This window comes from Sphingomonas colocasiae (assembly GCF_019880585.1).
Lineage (GTDB): Bacteria > Pseudomonadota > Alphaproteobacteria > Sphingomonadales > Sphingomonadaceae > Sphingobium_A > Sphingobium_A colocasiae.
In genome coordinates this window covers 105,149-128,930 of record NZ_JAINVV010000005.1, presented here as the reverse complement: position 1 = coordinate 128,930, position 23,782 = coordinate 105,149, and the positions used below count along the sequence as shown (strand labels likewise).

Below are 23,782 nucleotides of genomic sequence, written 5' to 3'. Positions count from 1 at the left end.
ACCGACGTGAACAATGCGCGCTATCAATTTACAGGTCGAATTCTTAGCGCTCCGGGAGTTGCGCCTAGGGGCGGATCAGGGCCGCAGCCGCGGCGACCGGTCTGCAAGAAGCCGATTTCATTCGGCAGGCCGCAATTTTGCGCGCCAAGGAAATGGAGCAGCGCATGAACCTGTCCATTTGCCGGTCGAGATTTTCGACGCCTTCAAAGCGGCCGTGGAGGCTTCATGCAGGGCGGCGCCCGGGGCTTGCGGATGCGGCAAGGGCGACGAGGAGCTGCCCGTTTTAACGATCACCAGGTTTGACAAGATGCTGCATGACCGCAGCGCCTTTTTCCTGCGGTTTCGCGCCGATGGACCATTTCCTGAAATCGTCGCTATCCGACCAGGTCGGCGATGGCATGGTGAGGGCCTGGATGGACACCGCCGAGGGGGACCGGGCGGTCCTCGGCTTCTACACGCTCAACGCCATGGCGGTGCGTGCGGAGTTCGGTCCGAAAAATGGCAGCGCGCGCGTCCCGGACATCCATACTCGCGTAGCCACTGTCCGCGAGGATATGCAGGGAAAGCGTCTGGGCACCGCGCTCGTTATCGAGGCGAATGAGGCGCTGCCTCGGCATCGCGGACCAGATGGGCGATGCGGCGCTGGCCCTCTATGCACTGGATGGCAAAGATTCCGAGCGCGAAGGAGCTTCTACGCCGGCCTTGGATTTCGTCCGTTTGAAGACCCGGACAATCCGCGCCGGGCTTATGTTCCGATGGCCGACAGCAGGGCGACGCTCGCCTGGATCCACTCCTTGTGCCCGGGTAGGCGGGACGTCGGTCGCAGGCGCGTATTTGCATGGCCGGCGCGACATGGGGAATCCTCCGGACCCGGCGCTTGCGGACATGTACAAGCGCGGAGCGGAGCGTCGCCGCCTCATTCTGGTTCCAGGCCGAAATCAGCCGGTCGGTCTCCCGGGGCGTGTCCGGAATCAGTTCGGGTTTGATCCGCCAGCAGGAAAAATGCGCAGCAATGTGCGGGTATGGCATGAGGGCGGAGTCTAGCGGGCCCTATCAACGAGCAAGGCCCGGCAATGCCCGATCAAACCCTGGCGCTTGCGCCCACTGAAGCGTTCGCGTTCGAACCGCAGGATCGCAAGGCGAGGCTGGCTCCGGGTAGCGTTCTCGGGGCGCTTCTCTCGCTGATCGTTGTCGGCGCTGCGATCTACCAGGCGCGCGACCTCGACTTGGCGACAATCGTCGCGCTGGTACCGGCTTCGCCAGCATTCTGGGGCCTGTTCGCCATCAGCTACCTGATCGGGCCGGCAAGCGACTGGTTCATTTTCCATCGACTCTGGGGCGTCGGGGCCGGCGCCTTCGGTGCCCTGGTCCGCAAGCTCATCTACAACGAACTGTTGGTAGCCTATCTCGGAGAGGTCTATTTCTACGGCTGGGCGCGCCGGAACCTCAAATTCGTGACCGCCCCGTTCGGGGCAATCAAGGACGTCGCCGTGCTGTCGGCTATTGCCGGCAACGCAACGACCCTTGTCCTCCTCGCTGTGGCGTTTCCATTCGCGAGGCTGCTGCCGCTTCATGACCATGCGAGCGCAATCGGCCTGTCGCTCGCGTTCGTGATCGGGTCCTCGCTAGCGATCATGCTGCTGCGTCGCTCGCTTCTTTCGCTGGAGAGAAAAGAGCTCGTCATGGTCTTCGCGGTCCATCTTCTCAGGATTCTCGCGACGACGATTCTCTCCGCTTCCCTGTGGCATCTCGTATTGCCCGACGTCGAACTCGGCTGGTGGGTGATGCTGGTCACGATCCGGCTTTTGATCTCCCGGCTGCCCTTCGTGCCCAACAAGGACGTCGTGTTCGCCGGGATCACCGTCCTGGCACTGGGCGGCGAAGTCGAGATGTCGGCGCTGATGGCTCTCATGGCGGGCCTGACCCTGGCGGCCCATGCGCTTGTCGGGCTGAGCTTCGTACTTGCGGACCTGCTGTCCAGGGGGAAGCGCAGATGATTCGCACGCTCTTCAGCCTCATGGGCAGCCCCTTGTTGGTCGCCGCGACCATCCCGTCGACGCCGGACCTTGGGACGGCTGAAGGCAAATGCCGTTCCAATGAATCCGGCCCCTCATTCCTGGTCGATGTCGAAGGGCTCAAGGACCGCAGTGGCAAGCTCAAGCTCGAAATCTACCCGGCAAATGACGCGGACTTCCTGGAAGATGACAATGTCCTGATCTCGGCCGGCAAGACGTTCCGCAGGGTCGAACAGCCGGTCCCCGCCTCGGGCGCGGCGCGGCTCTGCGTGCGGGTTCCTTCGGCGGGCAGATATGCGGTGAGTGTGCTGCATGATCGGGACGGCAACCGGACGTTCAACTGGCGGGTCGACGGCATCGGGTTTGCGGGCAATCCCGGGCTTGGATGGCGCAAACCTGCCGCTTCCGATGCCAGCGCGACCGCTCGCCCGGGACCGACACAGATCAGGATCGTCATGAACTATCGGCGCGGCCTCGGCATGCGCCCGATCCGCTGAATGGAACTTGCTCATGAAGATCGTTGATGTTTGCGCCTTCTACTCGCCCAGAGGCGGCGGCGTAAAAACCTATGTCGGCCAAAAGCTCGCGATTGCCGAACGACTGGAGCAGGACATCACGATCCTGGCGCCTGGCGACGACGATGCCTTGGTCGAGTTCGGCCCGCGCGCGCGCATACAAACGATTGCCTCCCCGCGCTTCCCGCTTGACCGAAAATACTGGTATTTCAATGATGAGCGCGCGCTCCATGCCGCACTCGACAGGCTGGCGCCCGATTTCGTCGAAGCGTCATCGCCGTGGCGAAGCCCCCTCATGGTGGCAAATTGGCGGCCGGAGGTGCCCAAGGCGCTGGTCATGCACGCCGACCCTTTGTCTGCCTATGCCTATCGGTGGCTGGAACCTCTTGTCAGTCGCGAGACGATCGACCGGAGATTTGCCAGATACTGGCATCACTTGCGACAGCTGGGACGGCTTTATGATGCGGTTGTTTGCGCCAGCGAGGATCTGGCCTTGCGGATGAAGGCAGGTGGTGTCGGCAATGTCGTGACAGTCCAGATGGGTGTCGAGGCGCAGCGCTTTTCGGCCAGCAAGCGCAGCGAAAAAATGCGCGCAAGCCTTCTCGCCCAATGCGACCTCGACCCTGACGCGACACTGCTCGTTGCCGCCGGCAGGCTTGCGCCCGAAAAGCGGTTGCCGATGCTGGTCGAGGCGGTGACGATGGCGGGTCTGCATCGCCAGTTGGGCCTGGCGATATTCGGCGAAGGGCGGGAGGACGCGAATATCCTGCGGTCGATCGGCGGCAATCCCCATATCCGGCTGTTCCGCCCGGAGCGCGACCGCGAGAGGTTCGCCGCTATCCTCGCGAGCGCCGACGCCTTCCTGCATGGCTGCGAGGCGGAAACCTTCTGCATGGTTGCAGCCGAGGCAAGCGCCAGCGGCATACCGGTGATCGTGCCCGATCGGGGCGGTGCGGCCGATTTTGCCAGGGGCGGGATGGGGCTGTCCTATCGTGCGGCGGATCATGTCGACCTGGTGCGCGCCATCCTCGCCCTGCCAGACGGCTTGCCCGCGCGCTCCGGCCGCCGCGCGGCGCGCGCGATGGACGATCACTTCGCAGCCTTGTTCGCGATCTACCAGAGGCTGGGCTCGAGCGGTCTCTCCGCCGCCGCGTGATCGCTGCAATGTCTCGTCGACCCGTTGTCGACACGGCTGAAGCGCCGGGAAGGGGCCTGTCGGGGATAAGGCAAACGCCCCGAGACCGACCATGAAGCCGGGATTCTCGGCAATTCGTGGACGCAAGACGCCATCCGCCGCGCATTCCCGCACGCTCTGCCTGCATGTGCGGCTTTTCGCAGGCGCCGGCGTCTAGCGCCCGGAAAGGCGGACCGAACGGCCAGAGGAACAGGCATGGGCACCATCGACTGGAAAGAGAGACCTGCACTCGACGTGCCGTCGGCTTCCTTCCCGGGACGCGCGGCGCCGGCGCATGCGCGCCAGCGCCGCGTCATGGTCGAGGTCGACGGGCATCGCGAGACACGGACCGCCGAGGCGGCGTTCAGGCTGGACGGGAAGCGGTTCGATCCCGGTCGTAACGCGCGGCCTGACGTCGCGGACAGGCCCAAACAGGCTTTTCGCGACGGGAGGCCGCACGATGGATGATTGTCTGTGCATGGCTCATGTCTATCGTTTTCTCGTCTGGGCAACTCGAAACGTCCAGGTCCAGGCGCCGGAAACCGGGCGCGGCACTGCCGGGGACGAGAAGAAGATCCAGAGGCTGCGCCCGGCGCAACCCGGACCGTGCGAGCTCGACGCGGCGCCCGCTGCAGGCTGCCCATCACGCAAAAGGGGGCGCTAAGGTAGGATCGGCTCCGGTCGGCATTGAAGATTGGAGACGCGAAGCGCCAATGCGGATGTCTCGCGCTCGAGGCGAATGCCGAGGCCGGGCTCGATGGGGCAGCCTTGCGGCTTGCAAATGTGGAGTCACGGCCGCGGCGCAAGGCACGATGTTCCGTCGATTCCCGTGCTGTCGTCCTGCATGTGTGGTTTTGGGCGGCCCGCGGCGTCTAGCCGCCGGACAAGTGGATCGAACCGCCAAGGGGACGGGGCATGGTCAGCATCAACTGGAAGGGTCGCTCATGATGCCGGAAGCGGTTCATGAACGCGTGCCAGCGTCCGTTGCATTGCCCCGGTGGCGGCCCGGCCTTTATGGAGTCGGTATGTCAGGAGAGTGCGAAGAGTCGAAAGCCGGCGAAACGGGCCTGACCCGATTACTGCGCGACATGCGTTCAGATCTGTCACGCTTCATGCTCGCGCGCCAGTGCCATCCTGCCGAAGTGGAAGATCTGTTGCAGGACCTGTACGTGAAACTGACCACGATCGGCACCGGGCCTGTGACCAACCCGCGTGCTTATCTTTACCAGATGGCGAACAACCTGCTGCACGACCATCGTCGCAGGCGTCGGCGACAGCAGGCGCGAGACGATCACTGGACGCGCAACCGGATCGGACCCGACCTCCGGAAGGACGCCGGGCCTTCGCCGGAAGATAGCGCGATCGCGCGCGATGAACTCGAACGTGTGAATGAGGCGATTGCGTCGATGCCAGTCCGGACCGCGCAGATTTTGAAGATGTATCGGCTCGACGGGGTGTCGCAAAAGGCTATCGCCAACACATTGGATCTCAGTTTGAGCGCGGTGGAGAAGCACCTCCAGCGGGCCTATCGAAAGCTCCAGATTTTGCGGGAGGAACTGGATAACGCCCCGCTGCTCTCGCAAATGGAGGCGGACGATGTCGGACACGCCTGATCATGCGATGCTCCGGCAGGCCATAGCCTGGCACCTTCGGCTCAAGGACGACGACGAGGATGCGTGGATTGAATTCGCCGAATGGCTGAGCGCCGATCCCGCTCACAACCGCGCCTATGAAGCCGTCGCGGACCGCGACGCGCGCATGTCTCCCGTGCTCGAAAGAGCAACGTTTCCGTCCGACGACGAAGACGCGCAACCACCGGAAGCCGGTCATGACGGGATCGATCCTGCTTATCATGCGAGAAGCGAACCCGTTCGCCGAAACCGCTGGCGCTGGGGTGCGCTCGCCGCCTCGGTAGCGGTGGCGGGTCTCCTGGGGGTTCAGATGCTGCCCGGCAGGGATGCCCGATATGTGATCGAAACCGCGGCAGGTGAAACGCGGAGCGTGTCGCTCGCCGACGGGAGCGAAATCCGGCTCAACGGCGGCACCAGGATTGTCCTCGACAGGAGCGATCCCAGATTGGTGGAGATTGCCCGGGGCGAAGCTCGGTTTGCCGTCAGGCACGACGATACCGATCCCTTCACCGTCGTCGCCGGTGCACGGCGGCTGGTCGATATGGGAACCGTGTTCAACGTGGTCCGCACCGACCGGCAGCTTCGTGTCGGCGTGGCGGAAGGCGCGGTGCGCTTTGAAGATAAGGCGAGGACCGTCCATCTCCGCGCCGGCGATAGCCTGGCAGCCGACGATCGCGGGAAGGTCGAAATTTCGAAGAATCCGGTCGCATCGATCGGGAGCTGGTCGGGGGGCAAACTCATCTACGATCAGGCGCCTTTGCAACAGGTCGCCGATGATCTGTCCCGGTCGATCGGCATATCGCTCGAGCTTCCGCCAGGAATGCGCGCCAGGCGCTTTTCCGGCGTGATCCAGATTGCCGGCGAAAGGGATGCGGTCCGCAAAAGGCTGGAAGAGCTCATCGGTGAAAGGATTCTCGCTGACGGGACGCGCTGGACCGTCGAACCCCGGTGAGCGGCAAAAGGCTATTTGCGAGCGCGGCGGTTGCCTGCGCGGCGGCAACCTGCCCGGCGCACGCCGCCGAAAAGGTCTCGTTCGATGTTCCTTCCGGATCCTTGAATGCGGCACTGATATCGTTCGCCACCCAGGCGTCGGTTTCCATCGATACCAGTGATCCGGCATTGCGGTCGGTCCGCGTTAACGGCCTGAGGGGGCATTTTACGGTCCGCGAGGCGCTGCGCCGGTTGCTGCAAGACACCGGATATGATTTTCGAGTTTCGCGCGGCAACGTGGTGCGGGTCCTTCGCCAGCCTGTCCGTCGCGCCAGACAGGAGGTTCCTGACCGGCGCCGGGCCGCGACACGCCCTTCGGCCCAGCCGCCCCTCGATCCGCCGGAACAGCCCGAACAGATCATCGTCACCGCAAGCAAGCAGAACGTCGCACTGACCGACTATCCCGGCGCATTCCATGTCGCCTCCTTCGATGAAGCGCAAAGCCTTCATTCCGGCGGTGGAGGCAGTGAGGTCCTGCTTCGAAAGCTTCCGAACCTTGCCTCGACCAATCTCGGTTCGGGTCGAAACAAGATTTTCGTCCGGGGAATCGCTGACAGCAGCTTCAATGGACAACTGCAGTCGACAGTCAGCCAATATTTCGGAGAGAGCAGGCTGACCTACAGCGCCCCTGATCCCGACCTCGCGCTGTATGACATCGACAAGGTCGAAGTCGTCGAAGGTCCGCAAGGGACGCTCTACGGTGCGGGCTCACTGGGCGGTGTAATCCGCATCATGCCCCGCCTCCCCGTGCCTGGCGAGCTCTCGGTCAGCGCAACCGCCGCGATCGGGGCGACCGGCAGGAAATTCGGTGGTGACGGCGCCATCGTCGCCAACATTCCGATTGGCGGACGCGCAGCCCTCCGAATTGTCGGATATCGTATCTTTCGTCCAGGCTATATCGACGACGTCGGACGCGCGCTGTCCGACGTCAATCGCACGAACGTGCTTGGAGTGCGGGCGACCGTTCGCATGGAGTTCGACGATGGTCTGAGCCTCGATGCCGGCATCGTGTCGCAGGACACGGGGAGCAAGGACAGCCAGTATACCGATGATCCGCGACCTTCCGCGCTGATCCGTCGGTCTTTCGTCGCGCAACCTTTCGACAATGACTATCGCCTCATGTTTGCAACTCTCCGGGCCGACCTCGGCTTCGCCAGGCTGGTGTCGAACACGTCCTATACCATTCATCCGATCGTCACGGTCTTCGACGCGACACCGCCAATGACGCAGGTTCCCAGGATTTTCGAAGAGGCGATGCGGGTCAAGCTGCTGACCCACGAGACCCGGATTTCGGGGGGGGCGGCTTGGATTTCGAGCTGGGTGTCGGGCTTTTCCTTTGCCCATAACGTCAATCATATAGATCGGTCTCTCGGTCCCGCGGACAAGCTCGCGCCGATCTCCAATGTCCAATCCGAAACCCTGGACGCTGCATTGTTCGGCGAGGCAACGCTGCCTCTCTGGCGCAATGTCTCGATGACCGCGGGAGGGCGGCTTTCCCTTTTTGCGCGCTTCGATGACTTCAACACCGAGGCGGGCAAAGCGCCGGTTGAGCCGACCGGTCCCGAAATACGGCTTCTGCCGACCATGGCTCTCGCCTGGAAATCGCTCAAGGGGATGATCGGATATCTGCGCTACCAGGAGGGGTTCAGGCCAGGAGCCCAGCAGTTGACGGGAAGCGGCGATCAAGCCGCGGTGACTCGCTTCCAGCCCGACACGATCCGCACGGCGGAGATCGGCATGCGCTTCGGTACCGATGCCGGTTCGCGCCTGTCAGGCGGGCTCTCCTATTCATATTCAAGGTGGAACAGGGTGCAGGCCGATCTCGTGACGAGCGCCGGCTTCCCCTATGTCGCCAATCTCGGCTCGGCGCGGGTGAACTATATTTCGGCCAACCTCGCATGGCAGGCCACGCCGGAACTGGGCCTTGAAATATCCGGCTTCCACACGACCAGCCATCTTGATCGACCTGTACCGGAGTTCGCCGCCGACGTGGAAGGCAAGCTGCCCAACGTCGCCGACGGCGGTTGGCGGCTCACCGGTCGTTTCGAGCCGTGGATCGCGGGCAGGAAGATCACTCTCGACGGAACGGTGGGCTATGTCGGTACCTCCTATCTCGGTGTCAGCGCCCCGTTCGATATTCCGCAGGGAAACTATCTCGATACGGCGATCGGCGCACGGGCCGATCTTGGCCGCTGGGGCCTTTCGCTGGATATCGAGAACCTGCTGGACAGCCGCGCCAATCGCTTTTCATACGGCAATCCCTTTTCCGTAGCGGAGGGACATCAGCGCACGCCTCTGAGGCCGAGAACGGTCAGGATCGGGATCGATGCCCGGTTCTGACAACCGCTCGCTCCTGGCGTCGATTCACGACGTCGGTCCCGGGTTCGAACGGGAAGTGGACCAGCTCGCCGGATTGCTGACGAATACGCTGGGATGTTCCAGCTTCGCCATGCTCGTCGTGCCCGATCATTGGGGGCGGCACCCGATCCGCTCAGGGACCCCCTTCGCCAGCCGTCTCAGGTCCTGGTCCGAGAGCGGTGTCGAGATGTTCGTCCATGGCTGGTATCACAAGGACACCGTCGAGCATCGCGGACTCCCGGGCCTGAAGGCTAGGTATATGACAGCGCGCGAAGGTGAGTTCCTGGGCCTTTCCTGCTGCGAAGCGGCACGCAGGATGGAAGCCGGGCGGGCGCTCGTCGAGGACATCATCGGCCGGAAAGCCTCCGGATTCATCGCGCCGGCATGGCTCTATGGGCCGGGCGCAATGGAGGCCTTGCGCGACAGCGCCTTCGATGTTGCCGAGGATCACATGAAGGTCTGGATTCCACGAACAGGCAAGGTCTTGGCACGGGGGCCGGTGATCACCTGGGCAAGCAGGTCCACCGCAAGGACGGCATCCTCCCTGGCATTCGCGGCCCTCGGTCGTCGGATGCTTCATCCGATGCGGACGATTCGTGTGGCCGTGCATCCCGGCGATGTCACCAGGAAGTCGATCCTCTCCAGTATCGAGACAACGCTGAGATGCTTCGCCGGCAGTCGCCAGGCGCGAAGCTACCAGTCGCTTCTGACCACGCCTGGCGTGGAATGAGTGCCGAAGAGGTTTCAATGCCTTCCGACATTCTCTGCCTCCGCTTCGCCATTGCAGCAGCTGGTTTCGCCAGCTGTTCGCCCGGCTGTGTCAGGCCCCGGCCTGTCTTTGCATCACCGCGACAATGTGAGGGACCAGCCGGACCCGGCGCTTGTGGAAATGTGCGAGCGCCGAACGGAGCGTCGCCATCTCGTTCCGGTTCCAGGCTGAAATCAGCCGGTCGGTCTCCTGGGGCGTGTCCGGGATCAGTTTGGGTTCGATCCGCCGATAGGCGTGGAGCCGGGCATTGGCATTCGCTATGCCCCGGCGATGCTCGGCATTGCCCGAGCTTTCCGCGATCGCGTCGAACAATTGGGCGATCCGTTCGGCCGGCTCCTGGTCGGACGGGAGGGACAGCGCCCGGATCCGTCCAGGGCTGAGCGGCGCGATCGCGGGCCTGAGCGATGCGGCGAGCAGGTCGAGGGACCAGCCATGGAGGTCGCGCAGCGCGCTTTCGGAGAGCGTCGTGACGTGGAAACCGTCCTGTGGGCGCGCGTCGACGACGCGTTCGCCGAGCAGGCGGAAGAGCGCGTCCCTGACCGGGGTCGCGCTGGCGTTCAGATCCTGTGCGAGCCGCGCCGGATCGAGGCGCGTGCCGGGGGCGAGCTCGCCCTGGACGATGCGGTGGCGGAGCGCGTCATAGACGCGCTCCATGGTGAGGCCGGCATTCATGGCGAGTGCCGTTGACCGGCGCTGTCGCGTTTGCCCGCGCGCCAGGCCGCGATCATCGCCGCCTGTTCGGGCATGAGCGCGTCGGTCGCCGCGAGCGCTTGCGGAACCTCGTCCTGGAAGAGGACCGTCGGGCACTGGCCTTCGAAATTGCCGAGATTGGGGCGGTGCTGGCGATAGCCGACCAGCGCCGCGAGGCGCGGCGGGAAATGCCGCGCGACCTGCGGCGGATAGGCGAGATAGGGATTCTCATAGGCCTTGAGCCAGCCCAGCGAATAGCCGACCACGAGCCCGCGCCTGGAGGCGTGGCTGATGTTGGCGCCGCCCGAGTGGAGCGTCGATCCCAGGAACAGGATCGCGCTGCCCGGCTCCGCCTCGGCGGCGATCGGTGCGGTTTGAGGCGGCGCGTCGAGCGCGTGTTCGCCATGCGTGCCCGGCCAGATCAGCGTCGCGCCATTCTCCGCGCTGAAGGCGGTGAGCGGCCACATCACGTTGATCACATATTCGAGCCTGCCTTTCTCGGCGTGCCACATGTCCTGGTCGCGGTGCGGGACCTGCGCCGCCTCGCCGGGATGGATCTCGATCGCCTGGGTGAGGTTGAGCTGGACATGGTCGCACCAGCGCCCGAGCAGCGTTTCGACGATCTCGATGACAAGCGGGTGCTCGACCAGGAGCGCGCTCGCCGGCGCCCGGCTGAGCAGGCGACCGAACCGCTTGGTCTTCTCGCCGTAGAAGTTGCCGCGGCCGAAGGGCGTCGCCTCGAAATGCGGATCGAGCGTGGCGTCGAGGTCGCGGACGAGTTCGCCCGGCAAGGCGTCGGGGATGATGCAATATCCCTGTTGGCTGAGCGCCTGTGTCCAGGGCGCGGACTGGCGGGACGGCGATGCGGTACTGTGCATGGACATCTCCTCCTTCACGCGCTGAGCCGGCGGCCGCCACGCGCGGGCGCCGAATAGATGCCGGCCTTGAGCAGGCGGAACGGTGTGTCGGCGTCGATCTCGATCAGCAGCGCGCCGAGCAGGCCGCTTTCGTGCCTGACGGGCGGCCCGAGCGGCACGCAACTCCAGCCGAAGGCGAGGATCTGGCGCGCCCAGCGCATCTCCGCGACCGCGGTGAAGCGGGCGATGCCATGGGCCAGCGCATGTTCGACAAGCGCGGTGACGAGCTGGTTGCGCGCGCGTCTGCGTTCGGCCGATGCGAGGTTCCGGTCGATGCAGAAACGCGTGATCTCGAGTGTCGCCGCGTCGCTCGGCACCGGGCCTTCGCAGAGTCCGGAAAAGAGCGTGTCGAGGATATGCGGCCGGTCGGTCCTGAGCAGCCGCGCCGAGGCGAGGTGATGCCCGCGCTCGTCGGACAGGACGAGGTAACGGGCATCCTCATTGTCGAACCGGTCCATCTCCCAGCTGCCGCCCACGACCGGCACGTTCCAGCGCAGCAGGTCGACGAACACGCGTTTGCGCGCCTCGAACATGGCGCGAAGGATCGCGCCCTCAGACTGGCTGTTATGGTCGATGAGGTGCAGCATTGTGACGCTCCGCTTGTTGGAAACGTCATGATTTGCAGCAGGCTGCGGCACCTGCCGGTATCCCTACGTCTGGGGAGGGCGCACTTTCGGATCATCGCTTGCGCGCGCGTGACGGGAGGACGATCGTCAGGTCGTCGATGCACAGCTCGCCGCTCACCAGCAGGGATATGACCAGCTCGGTGCGCGAATTGACCTCGAGGCGCGCACGCGCCGCCCTGAAATGCTCGACCACCGTCTGTTCACCGATGCCGAGCATGCGCGCGATCTGCTTGTTGGTCATGCCGCGTCCGGCGAGCGCGATGCATTCGCGCTGTCGTTCGCTCACCCTGGCGAGCGGACGCTTCCTGCCCCGCAGGATCTTGCGGGCGCCGCCGAATGCCAGCCCGCCGACGCTTTGCGCCCAGAGCAATATGCTCTCCGGCGGCGTCTCGCCCTTGGCGGCGACGAACGAGCAGGATCCCTTGGCTTCGCCCGGTATATGTGCCGGCACCGTTATGCCCTCGCCGAGACCGACCCGTCTGCCCCGCTCGAGCAGGAGCGCATCGCTCGGCAGCAGCGGGATAAGGTCCGGGATATCGCGCCAGTAGAAGCCCCCGATCGCGTGATGACTCGCGCGGTGGACCGGGTCGGTGATGCCGAGCCGGTTGGCATCGTACCATTGTTCCCAGCCATCGGGATAATTGTGAAGGCGCAGGCCCGTGTCGGCAGTGAAGTCGACATGATGCGATAGCGCGAAATAGCGCATTCCAACGCGCTGACAGGCTTCCTCGAGCGCGTCGGCCAGGGCCTGGCGGGTACGGACCTGCGACATGGTCCGGGCGAAATCCATCGCCGCTGTGATAACGGGCATTCCTCTCATGCCGGACGATCGGCGCGCGCGTATCCATATCGCCGCACCGTCGCCGCCTTTCACCTCAAATCCCGGGCATTGCTCCTCAAGCGCGAAGCCCGGACAGGGACAGGACGGTCCAGTCCGAAATTTCGGATCCGAACCGCAACGGTAGCTCTCAATAGAAATGGGGATGTTCGATCTTGCAACTATATTCTTCCTATAGTGCATAAATATTGGGTGCGTGAGGTGCTGGACATGGCGGAAAGGCAACGCGCACCTGGAAAAGCTCGCGCGGGATGGCCGTGATCTCCGCGCATGTGGATCCAGGCGACGCCATGGCGTGCCTTGCGGGCTTCGCCGAACGCGCGAACCGCGTCGCGGACCTTGTCGGGCTTGCCGGCCTCGTCGCCGAAATGGCGCGCGATCTCGGCTTCGCGCATCATGCGCTTGCCGAACATGGCGAGCCGGCCGACGGATGTCTCTTCCTCCATGATTATCCCGGCCGCTGGGCCGATGCCTTCATCGCGCGCGCGATGCACCGGTTCGATCCCGTCAGGCAGGCGGCGGCGCGGCGCGTCGGCGGTTTCGGGTGGCGGGAGCTGCCGCGTCTCGTCACGCTCGAACCCTGCCAGAGGGCGATGATGTCGGAAGCGTGCGACATCGGGCTGGGCGAGGGGTTCACGGTTCCGCTTCATGCGCCGGGCATGCGAGTGGCGAGCTGTTCGTTCGTCTGTCCACCCGGCGAACCGCTGCCGCGCCACGCGCTTCCGGCCGCCGAGTGCCTTGCCTATCTGGCTTTCGGCGCCGCGCACCGTTTGCTGGGCGTTCGGTGGTCCCGGCCGCGCCTGACCGCGCGGCAGCGGCAATGCGTCGCTTTGGTGAGCCAGGGCAAGACCGACTGGGAGATCGGCGTGATCCTGGGGCTGAGCGAGGAGACCGTCGGCAAATATCTCGATGCCGCGCGGATGCGGTTCGGCGTCGCGCGCCGGACGCAACTGGTGGCGGCCGCGCTCGTCGCGGGCGAGATCGGCGCGGATCCGGCCGAATGGCTGTGAGGCACGCACGTCAATAGGCACGAACGCGCGGATGGCGGGCGACGGGCGCCTGGTTTTCCATTCGTTCGATGATCTGGCGAGTCGATGCTGACGGGGATCTCCAACCGGGCGGGGCGCGATGCCCGCGTCCGGGCGCCTGAGGGGGAGCGGGCGGGGTGGCTGGCGAAGCCGCTCTGCCCGATTGGCGCGAGCCTGCGGACTATCAATGGCTGATGGCGGCGGATCGCGCCTGTTTCGCATGGGAATGGCTGCGCCGCGATGCCGGTTATCGCGGGGATTGGCGGCGGGCGGGACAGGCCGGCCGCTACGGCCTGGTGCGCTGCGAGGATCCCGCGCTCGACGCGCGTTCGGCGCTGCCGCTCTGGCGCTTCGATTGCGATCCCGCGGTGCTGGTCGGGGAGCGCGCTGACGGTGGCGCAACGGGCAGGACTGTCGGCATCGACTTCGATTTTCGGGGGCTTGCCGGGATGCTGCGGGTCGTTGCCGGGCAGGATGCCGAGCATATCCGCATCGGCGACGCGCGGCATGGCGTGCGGATCGACCTGAATGGCGGCGGCATCCTGGCCGGGCCCGTCGCGATCGCCTGGCGGCTGGTCGGGGTCGATGGGCTGGGACCGCAATTGCGTAGCTTGTCGCTGCTGCGCGCCATGTGCCGAAATGAGCGGCCCGGCTGGAGGCGGTGCGGCGAGGCACGGGCGTCGCGGTGGATCCTCGCGCTGCGGACCCATGACGCACTCGGCGCCGACGCCAGCCACCAGGATATCGCGCATGGCCTGTTCGCGGCATTGGTGACGCGCGCGCGCTGGCGGATCGAGGCGCCGAGCATAAGGCTGCGCGTCCAGCGGCTGGCGCGCGACGCGCGCAGCCTTGCCGCTTCGCCGCCGTCGCGCTGGTTCGCGTGAGAAGAAGGCAGCCGGTCCGACGCGCCTGCCCTGGGGTTCCGCATGGGCCCTGCGAGAAATCCGCTACGGATCGGCGGGGTTCGTTCGTCTTATCCGCGAAGCCGCCATGCGCCTTGAGGCGGATGAGTGCGTCAATCAGGAGAGGAAAAGCGAATGTCGGGCGTCAATGCGAAGCGTTTGCCGGAAATCGAGGCGCGCCGTGTCAGGATCATGGCGCTGCGCGCCGAGGGGCTGACCTGGGCCGCGATCGGACATGAGCTCGGCGTCAGTCCCGACCGCGCCCGCGTGCTCCATGTCCGCGCGCTCGAGGTCGAGGCCGAGCGCGCCGCCGGCATCTCGGCACGGGCTCGGCAGATCATCGACGAATGCGGCGTCGGCGTCGAAGGGCTGCGCGCCCGGCTCGCGCGAAGCCAGGCCGAGGTCGAGCGGGTGCTGCGCCGGCGCGCGATGTGCGGCGCGCGCGAGCTTGCCGAGATCCTCGCATGGCTGGGGCGGGAGGACGTGTCAGCGCAATGACCTGGCGTCCGGCTTTTTGCTCACGAACTTCCATCCCGCTGGCCGGCCGACTTTGCCACCATAGTCGAACAGGTACGGCTTTCGCCCGGTTGCGGCCGACGCTAAGAGTGCGCGCTTCCAGGGGAGGGGGTTTGGACGGGATCATGAAGTGTGAGTGGAACTGAAAATTGGCCACGCTGAATGATGTCTTCGTCACGCTGTTTCCGGATCGCCCCGCTGGCAAGGACCCGTTCGCGCAAGCGCCGTTCATGCCGACCGACATCTTCGCATATGTCGCGCACTTGCTTGAACGGTCCGGAGCCTATCATCATATCGTACCCGAAGTCCCGAGTGAGCCGCATTGTCCCTATCGACGGATCGTGGTTGATGATGCGATGCGTGCGAGGGCGCGGGATCTCGGCCGGACCTGGAGGAGATCGCCCATTCCGCCTGGCAGGCTGTTGCCACCGGTGCCCGGTACGGTTGAGGCGCTGTGGCTCGACCTCGGCCAGTTCCGCGATGTGCCGGTATTCGTCCAACTGAACGATCGCGCCGAGGCTCCCGGATGGTGGGCACGCTGTCTCGAATTGATGATGATCTGCGACGAGGCCTGTGAGGATATAGGTTTCGATACTGGCAATCCCTTCTTCGCGATGGTGAGCGAGCCCTATCGCGAAGGCGAGGGGTTCGAGCGCGTCCAACACGGCCCTTTCTCCCTTTCTTCCGCTGCGGAGGACCTTCTATGCGTCCAGGCCAAGTCGCGCACGCCCTCGGTCGGTTGCACACCGAGGTCGCTTAGCCATCATCTGGCGCTTCTTCCGCCCCGGGGCCAGGTCCGGGCCCGCTGGGTCGACCCCCTTTTCGCCGACGGAGCCAAAGTCGAGGAGCGCCAGCTCGGCCTTCTGCTCGTACCTTTCCCCTATCGCGTCAACGACGAGGCCTTTCGGCCAGCAGGAATAGACCCGGGCGATCATTTCGGATGGTTCACCGTCGAACAGACATGGTTGCCGCTCAACGACGATAAATATCGTCGCGGGTTGCTGGTGGACTTCGTGCTCGGCCTCGTCGCGGAGGCACGTGCCAAGGGCGCTCGCGTCGATGGCGTCGTCCTGCCGGAACTCGCGCTCAATTTCGAGCAATTCTCATCGCTGGCGAGAGCGCTTGCCAAGGACGCTGAGATCGATTTCCTGGTCTCGGGCATTTCGTCGGACAAGTCGAAACGGGAGGGCAATTTCGTCGCTATCATGCCCTTCTTCCTGCTTGGCGCCGAACGCGACCCTGAAATAACGGGCTGGGAGGGGCTGATCCTGATCCGGGAGAAGCATCACCGCTGGAAGATCGATGCCCGGCAGATCAAGGATTACAACTTGGTCGGGCTCAACCGCCGCCGGAACTGGTGGGAGCAATTGACGATTTTGCGCCGCAGTCTCGACCTGCTGGTCTATCGCGGTAACACCACGCTCACGACACTGATTTGCGAGGATTTGGCGCGGGTTGATCCATGCCAGGCGGTCGTACGCGGCGTAGGCCCCAATCTCCTGATCGCGTTGCTTATGGACGGGCCGCAGATCCGCGACAGATGGCCGGCACGCTATGCGACGGTGCTTGCCGAGGATCCGGGAACCTCGGTGCTCAGCCTGACTTCCTTCGGGCTCATCGCGCGTCAGAACGATGTTGGGGAGTTCCCTGAATCACGAAGCGTCGCTCTTTGGAAGGACGAAAAATCAGGTGTGTGCGTGCTCGATCTGCCGGCTGAGAACGATGCGATCGTTCTTGAACTCGAAGCAGTCGACAAGGAAGAACGTACGCTCGACGGACGTCGCGATCACGGTTCCGCGATCCGCTGGCAATATGGGCGCCATCTGCCGATCGCCGGCCGCAAGGTGCCGGAATGGATCCGAAGCGGCACTGCGCCGCAGAAATCAAGCAGCGATCAGGATGCCCGATAGTCGGCGCGAGCCCGGCTCCGGAACTTGGAGAAAAGCCGCATCTCCTCGTCCGCAGTCGCGTCGTGACGAGCAGTAGGAAATCTGGATTCTGCGACCACGCAGTCGAACCGTCCCGTCCGGGACGACTTCTTGACCTCGCTGTAGCGCTTTTTCACATTCGCCATGCCATCAACTTAAGCCACGCGCGGGCAGGATTCAACCAAAACGACGCCGTTCACGGTTCGCGTGTGATGGGAGGTGCCAATCCTTCGCGCGGCCAACATGGTGTTGGTCGCTTGTCCTCAGCGTATCCGCAGCAATGGCCGTATCCCGGATATGTCCACATCGTTGCTTTCGTCCGGAACGACGCCGAGCAGGGGCGCCGACCGCGCGGCGACGCGTCCGACCAGCGGCGCCGCCACCCAGGCGCTCGTCGCATAGCCGAATGAGGCGGCATTGCCCTTGGGATCGGTGATCGCGACCGCGATCAGATAGCGTGGCGCGTACATCGGAAAGGCGCCGATGAAGGACGAGATGGCGGGGCGCCCGCCGTCGATACGCGTCAGAGGCTCGACGCTGCCCCCGAATCCGCCGAGCGCAAGGCCTCGTATATCGGCCTTTCGGCCGGGGCCGTCCGTCACGTTCACCCGGAAGAGCCTGCGCATCGTCTGCGCGGTTCCGTCGCGGAGCATGCGCGGGCCTTCGGGCCTGCTTCCGGTCGCCTGCTTCATCACCGTCGGGCTCGCGGCCATGCCCATGATCAGTCCGCGATAGGTGTTGGTCATCTGGAGCAGCGAACCCGCATAGCCATAGCCGGTGACCACCGATGCGAGCGTCGGTCGGCTCCAGGTCCGCGGTACGAGTGGCGACGCCGCGCCGGGCAACTCGATCGTCGGGCGTTCGGCGAGCCCGAACCGCGCGATCGCCGCGCGATAATCGTCCATGCGCATCGTTTCGGCGATGCGCATGCCGCCGACATTCGAGCCCAGCAGCGCGATCTCGGCGAGGTTGCGCGATCCGTTTGTCGGGAAGGCATCGCGGATGACGAATTCGCCGATCGTCATGGGGCTGCGTATGTCGTAATCCTGTGCGGGGCTGGCGGTGCCCGCGTCGAGCGCGGCCGCGGTCGTGACCGGGCCCCAGAGATTGCCGAACTGGACAAGGTCCTGGATCGGGGCGTTGCGGCCGAGGTCGGGGCGATAGGTCGCCATGTCGTTCGGATCGAAGCCGGGGAGCGTCGCCATGGCGAGCACTTCGCCGCTTCGCGCGTCGATGACGAGCCCCTGGCCCGAGCGGGCGCCGTGCGCCTGGATCGTCGCGAGCAACTCCGCCTCGAGGACGCGCTGGACGCGGATGTCGAGCGATGTCGCGACGCGGGGTGTCAGGGGCACGCGCGGCGAGCCGAGCACCGACTGGATCCCCGAGCTTCCCACGCCGTCGATGTTCATGGTGCCGAGAAAGGCGGCGGCGAGCCCGGCTTGCGGATAGACGCGCTGCTGCGCGCGGATGAGCTCGAGCCCGGGTTCGCCCAGGTCCAGCACCGCCTTTCGCTGATCGTCGGTGAGCTTCCTGCCGAGATAGGCGAAGGTCCGGTTTCCGCGCAGGATCGCCTCGATGTCGGCGGCCGTGCGCTCCGGAAAGATCCGGGCCAGCGCGACCGTCAGCCGGGCGGGATCGTTGATGAGCCGTCGCGGCCGGACTCCGAGTTCCCATCGCGTGCCGCTCTCGACCAGTGTCTCGCCGTTCCTGTCGACGATCACCGTATCGATCGCTTTGAGGGCAGGCGTCACCTGCCCGCGGTCGGCGGGCTCGAACGCAAGGACCATCAGCCTGAACGATATGGCCAGCATGAAGATTGTCGCGAGGGCGATCCCTTCGATCAGGCGCCGTTCGATCGTCCGACGCTCCTGATCGATGCCCTGCCTCGGCGGAGTCGCGCGCAGCGCGCCGCGATATATCCTGAAGAGGAGAGTGGCCATGCCGGCGGCCATGGCCGTGGTCATCGCCGCGGCCGCGATCCGGCCGATCGTCTCGAACCAGCCTTCGTCGAGCGTTTCGAGCCGGGCGGGCGCGAGCCAGATTGCGCCGGCCACGCACAATCCCGCGATCGCGAGCGCGCCGAGCGTCGATGGCGCCGTCAGCCGGGTGGCCAGCGAGGGCACCAGCCAGCGCCGCAGCCGCGCGGGCACGTCGGAGGCCCTGAGCGTGCGCCGATCGCGCCCGCCGATCACCAGCCGGGCAAGCACGAGGTCGGCGGCGGGGGTCGTGATCCCGCCGGCCTGGGTCAGGGCGGTCGCATCCTCCTCGCCATCGTGCGCCGGCGCGCGCTCGAGACCCTCGATCACCAATTGGCGGAGCCGCTCGCGATCCGCCGGTTCCAGGTCCAGGACCAGCCTGTCGCGCAGCCAGTCCGGAAACCAGCCCGCGCGCAGCCAGGGCAGTGCGAACAGCGCGCGGGCGGTCGCGTGGTCGGCGGATGCCGTCTGGCCGGACGGGAGCGCCAGCGCATGCGCGATACGCCATGCCAGCGGTTCGTCGATCAGCGGCAGCGTGGCGGTCGCCGCGAGCCAGCGAAAACCCCCATCCCCCAGATGCAGGCGCAGCACCGCGCGCAGCCGCATCCAGTCCTGTTCGCCCGGCGGGCTTTCGTCGAGCCAGTTGATATCGGGATCGAACAGGATCGCCGCGGTCGCGGGAGCGGGGGCCGCGCGGGCAAGCGCCGTGACGGTCTCGCCGAGATCGGCCGCGGGGGTGGGGGCGTGCGCCTGCGCCGCATCGTCGGGCGCGAGGATCGCGACCGAGCCGTTTGCCGCGCGCCAGCGCGACACGGTCCGGCTCGCGGCGGCGCTGGCGTTCCCGAACACCAGCAGCCAGCCTCCGGGCGGCGGGTCGTCGAGCGGACCGGTACTGGCGCCGTGCGGCGTCGCCCGGTCGAGCGAGCGGCCGAACGTGACCACCCGGATCGCCAGTCCCGCCTCGCGAAGCGACGCAAGCAGCCTCAGCCAGAAGGATGCGAGTGCATCGCGCCGCGAGATACGTTCGATCGCGACCGTGAACCGCGCGAACCCGCGCCTGGGGCGGTGGCGGATCGAGGCGAATCCGCCCCGGGCGGCGGTCGCGAGCACCGAGGCCTCGATGTCGAGCGCGGGCTCGCCGGGAACGGGCTGGGAAAGCGCGGCGCGCCAGCGCGCCGCCCAGGCCCGGTCGATGCCCGGATCGGTGTCGCCGGGCCCCGCGAGCGGCAGTCTTGGCGCGGCCCGGTCGGCGCTCACCTGCCCGAGCGCGAGCGGAAAGCGGTATAGCCGGATCGCGATGAGGAGAGCCGCGATCAGGAGCGCGATCGTGCCGATCACCCAGCGCGTGCTGTCCTGGACAAGGGCCGCCGCGCCCGATCGCTCGGGAAGCCAGGGTGGGTCCACAAGCGCCAGTGGCTGTTTGAGATCGTGCCCGCCGATCGCCCAGGCCCGCGCGATGCTCGCGTCGCTGGCCTGCCCGAGCGTCGTCCGCCGGCCGGTGATGGCGCGCGTCGCGGCGCCGAGTTCGGCAAGGGTCCATGGCGCGGTCGCGTTGCGGGCGAATACGAGGCGGGTCAGGCTCGCGCGCTGCGCACCGGCGTTCCGTTCGGCCTGCTGGATCTGGCGCCATAGCAGCTGGCTGGGCGCATTGGCCGCACGCTCCGCGACCTGTCCGGCGAGCTGCGCGGCGGCGGTCCTTGCGGCGTCGTTTCGCGGCGAGCCGCCCAGTCCCGCCTCCAGGATCCGCTCGACGATCGTCGCATCGTGGAGCGGCAGGGGCGCGTCCGGCGACCAGCCGGCATTCGCCGCCGCCTGCGCCAGCCACAGCGTATCGGGCCCGCCGCGCGCCGCCTCGTTCGCCGAGCGCGCGCCGCGGGTCGCGAGACTGAACAGCGCTTCGGTCTCGCGCGTGTCCAGCGTCTCGCCGCCGCCGGACTGGGGAAGCGCGATCGGGGTGGGTGCGGGCATGTCGTCGGCGGGCCGGACGACCGTCGATGGCCGGGGTGGCTGCAACAGCGCTTCGAGCGCGTAAGGCACCATGGCCAGCAGGACGAGCACGCCCATGCCGAGCCAGAGCCGATTGGCGAGCGAGAGCGAACCGAAGCGCGTCGGGCGCTCGGGCGAGCCTGTGGCGTCGGCGGTCCGCCGGGCAGGCGCCGCGCGTGCCAGCGCGGCGATGTCATGCTCGAGCGCTTGCTCGAACCGGTCCTGCGACGTCGCGAGCGCCGCAAGGATCGGGCGGACGTGCCGCCGCAGCCTGTCGGCGGTGATCGCTCCGTCGCCCGCGAGGCGGGACACCAGCATCATCAGCCGGGTGCGGATCGGCTCGACCAGGATCACATCGGCGAAGCGCTCGCCACCGATCGCGGCGCGAAGCCGTGCGAGATCGATGGTCGCTTCGCCTGTCCCGGGATGATCGGTGCCGGCTTGTCCGGCGGCGACGGTCACCGTCGTTCAGCTGAGCGCGTCGCGCAACTGGGCCATGTCGCCGCTCGTCTTCGCGAGGAGCGCGAGCCAGGGCTCGATCGGGATCGGCTGCTCCCTGAGCCCCAGGCCCGCCGATCCGCCCGCCATCATCAGGGCGGAGAGGAACTGGAGAAGTTCCGCGCTGCTCGGCGCGCGTTCGAGCCTGTTTTGCTGACGCAGGCCGTCCGACAGCGCGACGATATCGGCGACGAGCGCATGGTCGCGGGCGAGCACGCCCTCGAAGCGCCGCTCGATGATACGCGCCAGCGTCTCGCCCGTCGGCGGGCGGAGATGGACGAAGGCGCAGCGACGCAGAAAGGCGTCGGGCAGCAATTGTTCGGCATTGGTGGTGATGAAGACGATCGGCCGGAACGCGTCGTCGATCGGCGGCGTCTCGGGACGGCCGGTCTCTGGGATGCGGAAGCGCAGATGCTCGATCTCGTGGAGCAGGTCGTTGGGAAAGTCTCGCGGTGCCTTGTCGATCTCGTCGACGATGACCAGTGAGCGGCGGCGTTCGCTGCCGCTCGCGGAGAGCCGGTCGGCGGGAGGCAGGGCGCTCTCGATCGCCCGGCCGAGCGGCTGCAGTTCAACGAACGGGGCGGGATCGGCGCCGCGACCGGTCTGGGCGGCATGGAAATGGCCGATCGCGTCATAGCGGTAGAACAGGTCCCGCGCCTGGCTGGTCGATCGCGTCACGAAGATCTCCGGCCTGGACAGGCCGAGCTCGTGCGCGACCGCGAAGCCGAGCTGGGTCTTTCCGCTGCCGGGCTCGCCGCTGATGAGCAGCGGCAATCCCATCAGCAGCGCGACATTGACGGCGTCGCGCGCTTCGTCGCTGGGACGATAGCCCGCCGGATCCGTCAGCGCGTCCGCCCGGCTTCCCGCCATGCCGCCGGACCCCGGATCGTCCCGTCTCGTTCCGTCGCCGCGATACCAGTCCACACTCACCCCCTATCCTGGCGAAGCCGTTTTCCTGAATTCCGTGCCTTCAGCCGCGCATGTCCGGCGCGCCTGTCGACACGCGCCCGTCATGCGGGCCTGTCGCCGGCGGTCCGGTCATCTGCCGCACATGCCGCGCCCAGCGCTCCATCTCCAATCCCGCATGTGGGACGCTCCGGTCGAGCCGCGCGCGATAGTCCGCGGCCCGCGCCTCGCCGAGCGCGGCGCCCACTTCGTCGCGCAGCCATTCCTCGATGCAGGACCATGTGATGCGACCGAGCGGCGGCAGCACCAGCGGCATGACCGAGGGATAGCGTTCCGAGAGCGGCCCCGCCTGTGCCTGGAGCCGGGAGGCGATCGAACCACGCCGGCGGAACAGCGCCGAGAGCTTCGCGAGCGCGGGCCTGCCCATCAGGTCCGTCCGCAGGTCCAGGACCGGGAGCAGCGCCCGCCGCCGATCCATCGCCGCCCAGTCGTGCCAGGTCGCGCACCAGAGTTCGAGACATGCGGAGATCGCCACCGGGGAGCGCAGATCCTCCGACCGGGGTTGCGCATAGACGATGAGCGCGCCCTGTGCCGCGCCCTGATCGTCGATCTCGTCGCGCAGGAAGCGCGCGGCGCGGCGCGGATCGTGTCGCGCATAATGCGGCCAGGGCAGCGAGACTGTCTCGCAGCCGTCGACGCGCAGCAGCCTCGGCACGAGCCGGTCGGGCAACTGATGGAGCGCGAACTTGTCGGGCCGGTCGTCGCGTGTTCCGAGCATCACGGGCAGGACCAGTCGGGGCTCGGGTGCCGTGCCCGCGCCGCGCAGCGCGTCCGCCATGTCGATCGCCTGGGCGTGGCGGTCGGCGAGATAGGGCGACGGCATCTCGAGCGTTATGGTGCGGGGCCCGGCGGCGGTCCTGTGCGCCTTGCGCAGTTCCGCGATCAGCTCTCCGACATCGCGCGCTCCGCGTTCGGTGAGGCGCCAGGCGCCGCGCTGATCGTCGTCGCCCTGTTCGACATAGGTCTTGAACCCCTGGCGGCGGCCGATCAGCGACGCGCCGCGCTCGAGCTCGGCTTGCGACAGCGGCAGCGGGAAGATCGGGCAGCCGTCGCGTTCCTCGCGGAACTCCGCGACCGCGGCTTCCATCTGCACCTGCGCGCGCGTGTCCGCGATGCTGGCTTCGCTCACGACGATGAGGAATGAGGTCGCCGTCTGGAGCGCCTGGTTGCGCTGACGTGGCCAGTCGGCGCCTTCGATCACCCGGCCGGCGAGCTTCGCGATGAGGTCGTCGCCGAGGCCGAGGTCGGGATGGCGCGGATCGTCGATCCAGAGCGGGATATCGGCCTCGATGAGCGCGCGGACGGTCGGCGCGATCCGCGCCTTGTCGTCACCCGCATGGATCAGGAAACTGAACGCCCGCGCCAATCCCGTCACTCCCCTTGCCGGATATCGCGCAAATGCCATTGCCGCGAAAGGCAAAAACGCGTTGTCCCGGCAATGTAACGAGCCGGTTGAACC

The 23,782-nt window shown here is 66.5% G+C and carries 19 protein-coding genes; 12 read left to right on the top strand and 7 right to left on the bottom strand.

The features are described 5' to 3' along the window. Positions 1–1,073: 1,073 nt before the first annotated feature. From K7G82_RS13295 to K7G82_RS13260, 8 genes are all read left to right on the top strand, one after another. Positions 1,074–1,997 (top strand): hypothetical protein, encoded by a 924-nt coding sequence (locus K7G82_RS13295; protein ID WP_246623530.1) that lies wholly within the window; start codon positions 1,074–1,076, stop codon positions 1,995–1,997. Continuing rightward, positions 1,994–2,512: a DUF2141 domain-containing protein gene (locus K7G82_RS13290; RefSeq protein ID WP_246623529.1), complete on the top strand. Its 519-nt coding sequence runs from the start codon at positions 1,994–1,996 to the stop codon at positions 2,510–2,512. The genes K7G82_RS13295 and K7G82_RS13290 overlap by 4 nt, the downstream gene beginning before the upstream one ends. 13 nt (positions 2,513–2,525) lie before the next feature. After that, a complete protein-coding gene (locus K7G82_RS13285; RefSeq protein ID WP_222990390.1) occupies positions 2,526–3,686 on the top strand; it encodes a glycosyltransferase in 1,161 nt (386 codons plus the stop codon). 234 nt (positions 3,687–3,920) lie between these two features. Beyond that, positions 3,921–4,172, top strand: coding sequence for a hypothetical protein (locus tag K7G82_RS13280; RefSeq protein WP_222990389.1), 252 nt, complete (start codon positions 3,921–3,923; stop codon positions 4,170–4,172). 476 nt (positions 4,173–4,648) lie between these two features. Beyond that, entirely contained in the window at positions 4,649–5,317 is a 669-nt protein-coding gene (locus tag K7G82_RS13275; protein WP_222990388.1) for an RNA polymerase sigma factor, read from the top strand. Next, on the top strand, positions 5,301–6,287 hold the full coding sequence (locus K7G82_RS13270; protein WP_222990387.1) for a FecR family protein: 987 nt from the start codon (positions 5,301–5,303) through the stop codon (positions 6,285–6,287). Before K7G82_RS13275 ends, K7G82_RS13270 begins: the two co-directional genes overlap by 17 nt. Continuing rightward, positions 6,284–8,665 carry a TonB-dependent receptor gene (locus K7G82_RS13265; protein ID WP_222990386.1) on the top strand — a complete coding sequence of 794 codons (2,382 nt, stop codon included), beginning with the start codon at positions 6,284–6,286 and terminating at the stop codon, positions 8,663–8,665. The genes K7G82_RS13270 and K7G82_RS13265 overlap by 4 nt, the downstream gene beginning before the upstream one ends. Next, entirely contained in the window at positions 8,652–9,413 is a 762-nt protein-coding gene (locus K7G82_RS13260; protein WP_222990385.1) for a DUF2334 domain-containing protein, read from the top strand. Before K7G82_RS13265 ends, K7G82_RS13260 begins: the two co-directional genes overlap by 14 nt. 90 nt (positions 9,414–9,503) lie before the next feature. On the opposite strand, the gene K7G82_RS13255 is transcribed toward K7G82_RS13260, so the two are convergent. The 4 genes from K7G82_RS13255 to K7G82_RS13240 all read right to left on the bottom strand — a co-directional run bounded on the left by K7G82_RS13255 (position 9,504) and on the right by K7G82_RS13240 (position 12,496). Further along, complete coding sequence (locus tag K7G82_RS13255) at positions 9,504–10,124, bottom strand: GntR family transcriptional regulator (RefSeq protein ID WP_222990384.1); 621 nt, start codon at positions 10,122–10,124, stop codon at positions 9,504–9,506. Continuing rightward, the gene (locus K7G82_RS13250) at positions 10,121–11,020 is read right to left on the bottom strand and encodes a phytanoyl-CoA dioxygenase family protein (protein WP_222990383.1); all 900 of its coding nucleotides are present in this window, start codon (positions 11,018–11,020) and stop codon (positions 10,121–10,123) included. The genes K7G82_RS13255 and K7G82_RS13250 overlap by 4 nt, the downstream gene beginning before the upstream one ends. A gap of 14 nt (positions 11,021–11,034) precedes the next feature. After that, positions 11,035–11,646, bottom strand: coding sequence for an acyl-homoserine-lactone synthase (locus tag K7G82_RS13245; protein ID WP_222990382.1), 612 nt, complete (start codon positions 11,644–11,646; stop codon positions 11,035–11,037). A gap of 91 nt (positions 11,647–11,737) precedes the next feature. Continuing rightward, a complete protein-coding gene (locus K7G82_RS13240; protein ID WP_222990381.1) occupies positions 11,738–12,496 on the bottom strand; it encodes a LuxR family transcriptional regulator in 759 nt (252 codons plus the stop codon). Positions 12,497–12,774: 278 nt separating this feature from the next. Here K7G82_RS13240 and K7G82_RS13235 point away from each other — a divergent pair, with 278 nt between their 5' ends. The 4 genes from K7G82_RS13235 to K7G82_RS13220 all read left to right on the top strand — a co-directional run bounded on the left by K7G82_RS13235 (position 12,775) and on the right by K7G82_RS13220 (position 16,879). Beyond that, positions 12,775–13,533, top strand: coding sequence for a LuxR family transcriptional regulator (locus K7G82_RS13235; RefSeq protein WP_222990380.1), 759 nt, complete (start codon positions 12,775–12,777; stop codon positions 13,531–13,533). 155 nt (positions 13,534–13,688) lie between these two features. Beyond that, on the top strand, positions 13,689–14,435 hold the full coding sequence (locus K7G82_RS30215; RefSeq protein WP_222990379.1) for a transcriptional regulator domain-containing protein: 747 nt from the start codon (positions 13,689–13,691) through the stop codon (positions 14,433–14,435). A gap of 153 nt (positions 14,436–14,588) precedes the next feature. After that, entirely contained in the window at positions 14,589–14,951 is a 363-nt protein-coding gene (locus tag K7G82_RS13225) for a hypothetical protein (RefSeq protein ID WP_222990378.1), read from the top strand. Positions 14,952–15,118: 167 nt separating this feature from the next. Continuing rightward, the gene (locus K7G82_RS13220) at positions 15,119–16,879 is read left to right on the top strand and encodes a hypothetical protein (RefSeq protein WP_222990377.1); all 1,761 of its coding nucleotides are present in this window, start codon (positions 15,119–15,121) and stop codon (positions 16,877–16,879) included. 281 nt (positions 16,880–17,160) lie between these two features. Here the strand turns inward: K7G82_RS13220 and K7G82_RS30210 are convergent, their stop codons facing one another. Genes K7G82_RS30210 through K7G82_RS13205 form a run of 3 tightly spaced genes read right to left on the bottom strand, consistent with a single transcriptional unit; the run spans position 17,161 to position 23,689 of the window. Next, positions 17,161–21,321 carry a penicillin-binding transpeptidase domain-containing protein gene (locus tag K7G82_RS30210; RefSeq protein WP_222990376.1) on the bottom strand — a complete coding sequence of 1,387 codons (4,161 nt, stop codon included), beginning with the start codon at positions 21,319–21,321 and terminating at the stop codon, positions 17,161–17,163. A gap of 6 nt (positions 21,322–21,327) precedes the next feature. Next, on the bottom strand, positions 21,328–22,287 hold the full coding sequence (locus K7G82_RS13210; protein WP_222990375.1) for an AAA family ATPase: 960 nt from the start codon (positions 22,285–22,287) through the stop codon (positions 21,328–21,330). Positions 22,288–22,327: 40 nt separating this feature from the next. Then, positions 22,328–23,689: a toll/interleukin-1 receptor domain-containing protein gene (locus tag K7G82_RS13205; protein WP_222990374.1), complete on the bottom strand. Its 1,362-nt coding sequence runs from the start codon at positions 23,687–23,689 to the stop codon at positions 22,328–22,330. Between the last annotated feature and the right edge of the window lie 93 nt (positions 23,690–23,782).

Bases quoted from the DNA above. Each gene is read 5' to 3' on its own strand.
- K7G82_RS13295 (WP_246623530.1), top strand. From the start codon at position 1,074: ATGCCCGATCAAACCCTGGCGCTTGCGCCCACTGAAGCGTTCGCGTTC.
- K7G82_RS13275 (WP_222990388.1), top strand. From the start codon at position 4,649: ATGATGCCGGAAGCGGTTCATGAACGCGTGCCAGCGTCCGTTGCATTG.
- K7G82_RS13235 (WP_222990380.1), top strand. From the start codon at position 12,775: ATGGCCGTGATCTCCGCGCATGTGGATCCAGGCGACGCCATGGCGTGC.
- K7G82_RS13280 (WP_222990389.1), top strand. From the start codon at position 3,921: ATGGGCACCATCGACTGGAAAGAGAGACCTGCACTCGACGTGCCGTCG.
- K7G82_RS13285 (WP_222990390.1), top strand. From the start codon at position 2,526: ATGAAGATCGTTGATGTTTGCGCCTTCTACTCGCCCAGAGGCGGCGGC.
- K7G82_RS13240 (WP_222990381.1), bottom strand. From the start codon at position 12,496: ATGCCCGTTATCACAGCGGCGATGGATTTCGCCCGGACCATGTCGCAG.
- K7G82_RS13225 (WP_222990378.1), top strand. From the start codon at position 14,589: ATGTCGGGCGTCAATGCGAAGCGTTTGCCGGAAATCGAGGCGCGCCGT.
- K7G82_RS13270 (WP_222990387.1), top strand. From the start codon at position 5,301: ATGTCGGACACGCCTGATCATGCGATGCTCCGGCAGGCCATAGCCTGG.
- K7G82_RS13245 (WP_222990382.1), bottom strand. From the start codon at position 11,646: ATGCTGCACCTCATCGACCATAACAGCCAGTCTGAGGGCGCGATCCTT.
- K7G82_RS13255 (WP_222990384.1), bottom strand. From the start codon at position 10,124: ATGAATGCCGGCCTCACCATGGAGCGCGTCTATGACGCGCTCCGCCAC.
- K7G82_RS13250 (WP_222990383.1), bottom strand. From the start codon at position 11,020: ATGCACAGTACCGCATCGCCGTCCCGCCAGTCCGCGCCCTGGACACAG.
- K7G82_RS13260 (WP_222990385.1), top strand. From the start codon at position 8,652: ATGCCCGGTTCTGACAACCGCTCGCTCCTGGCGTCGATTCACGACGTC.
- K7G82_RS13290 (WP_246623529.1), top strand. From the start codon at position 1,994: ATGATTCGCACGCTCTTCAGCCTCATGGGCAGCCCCTTGTTGGTCGCC.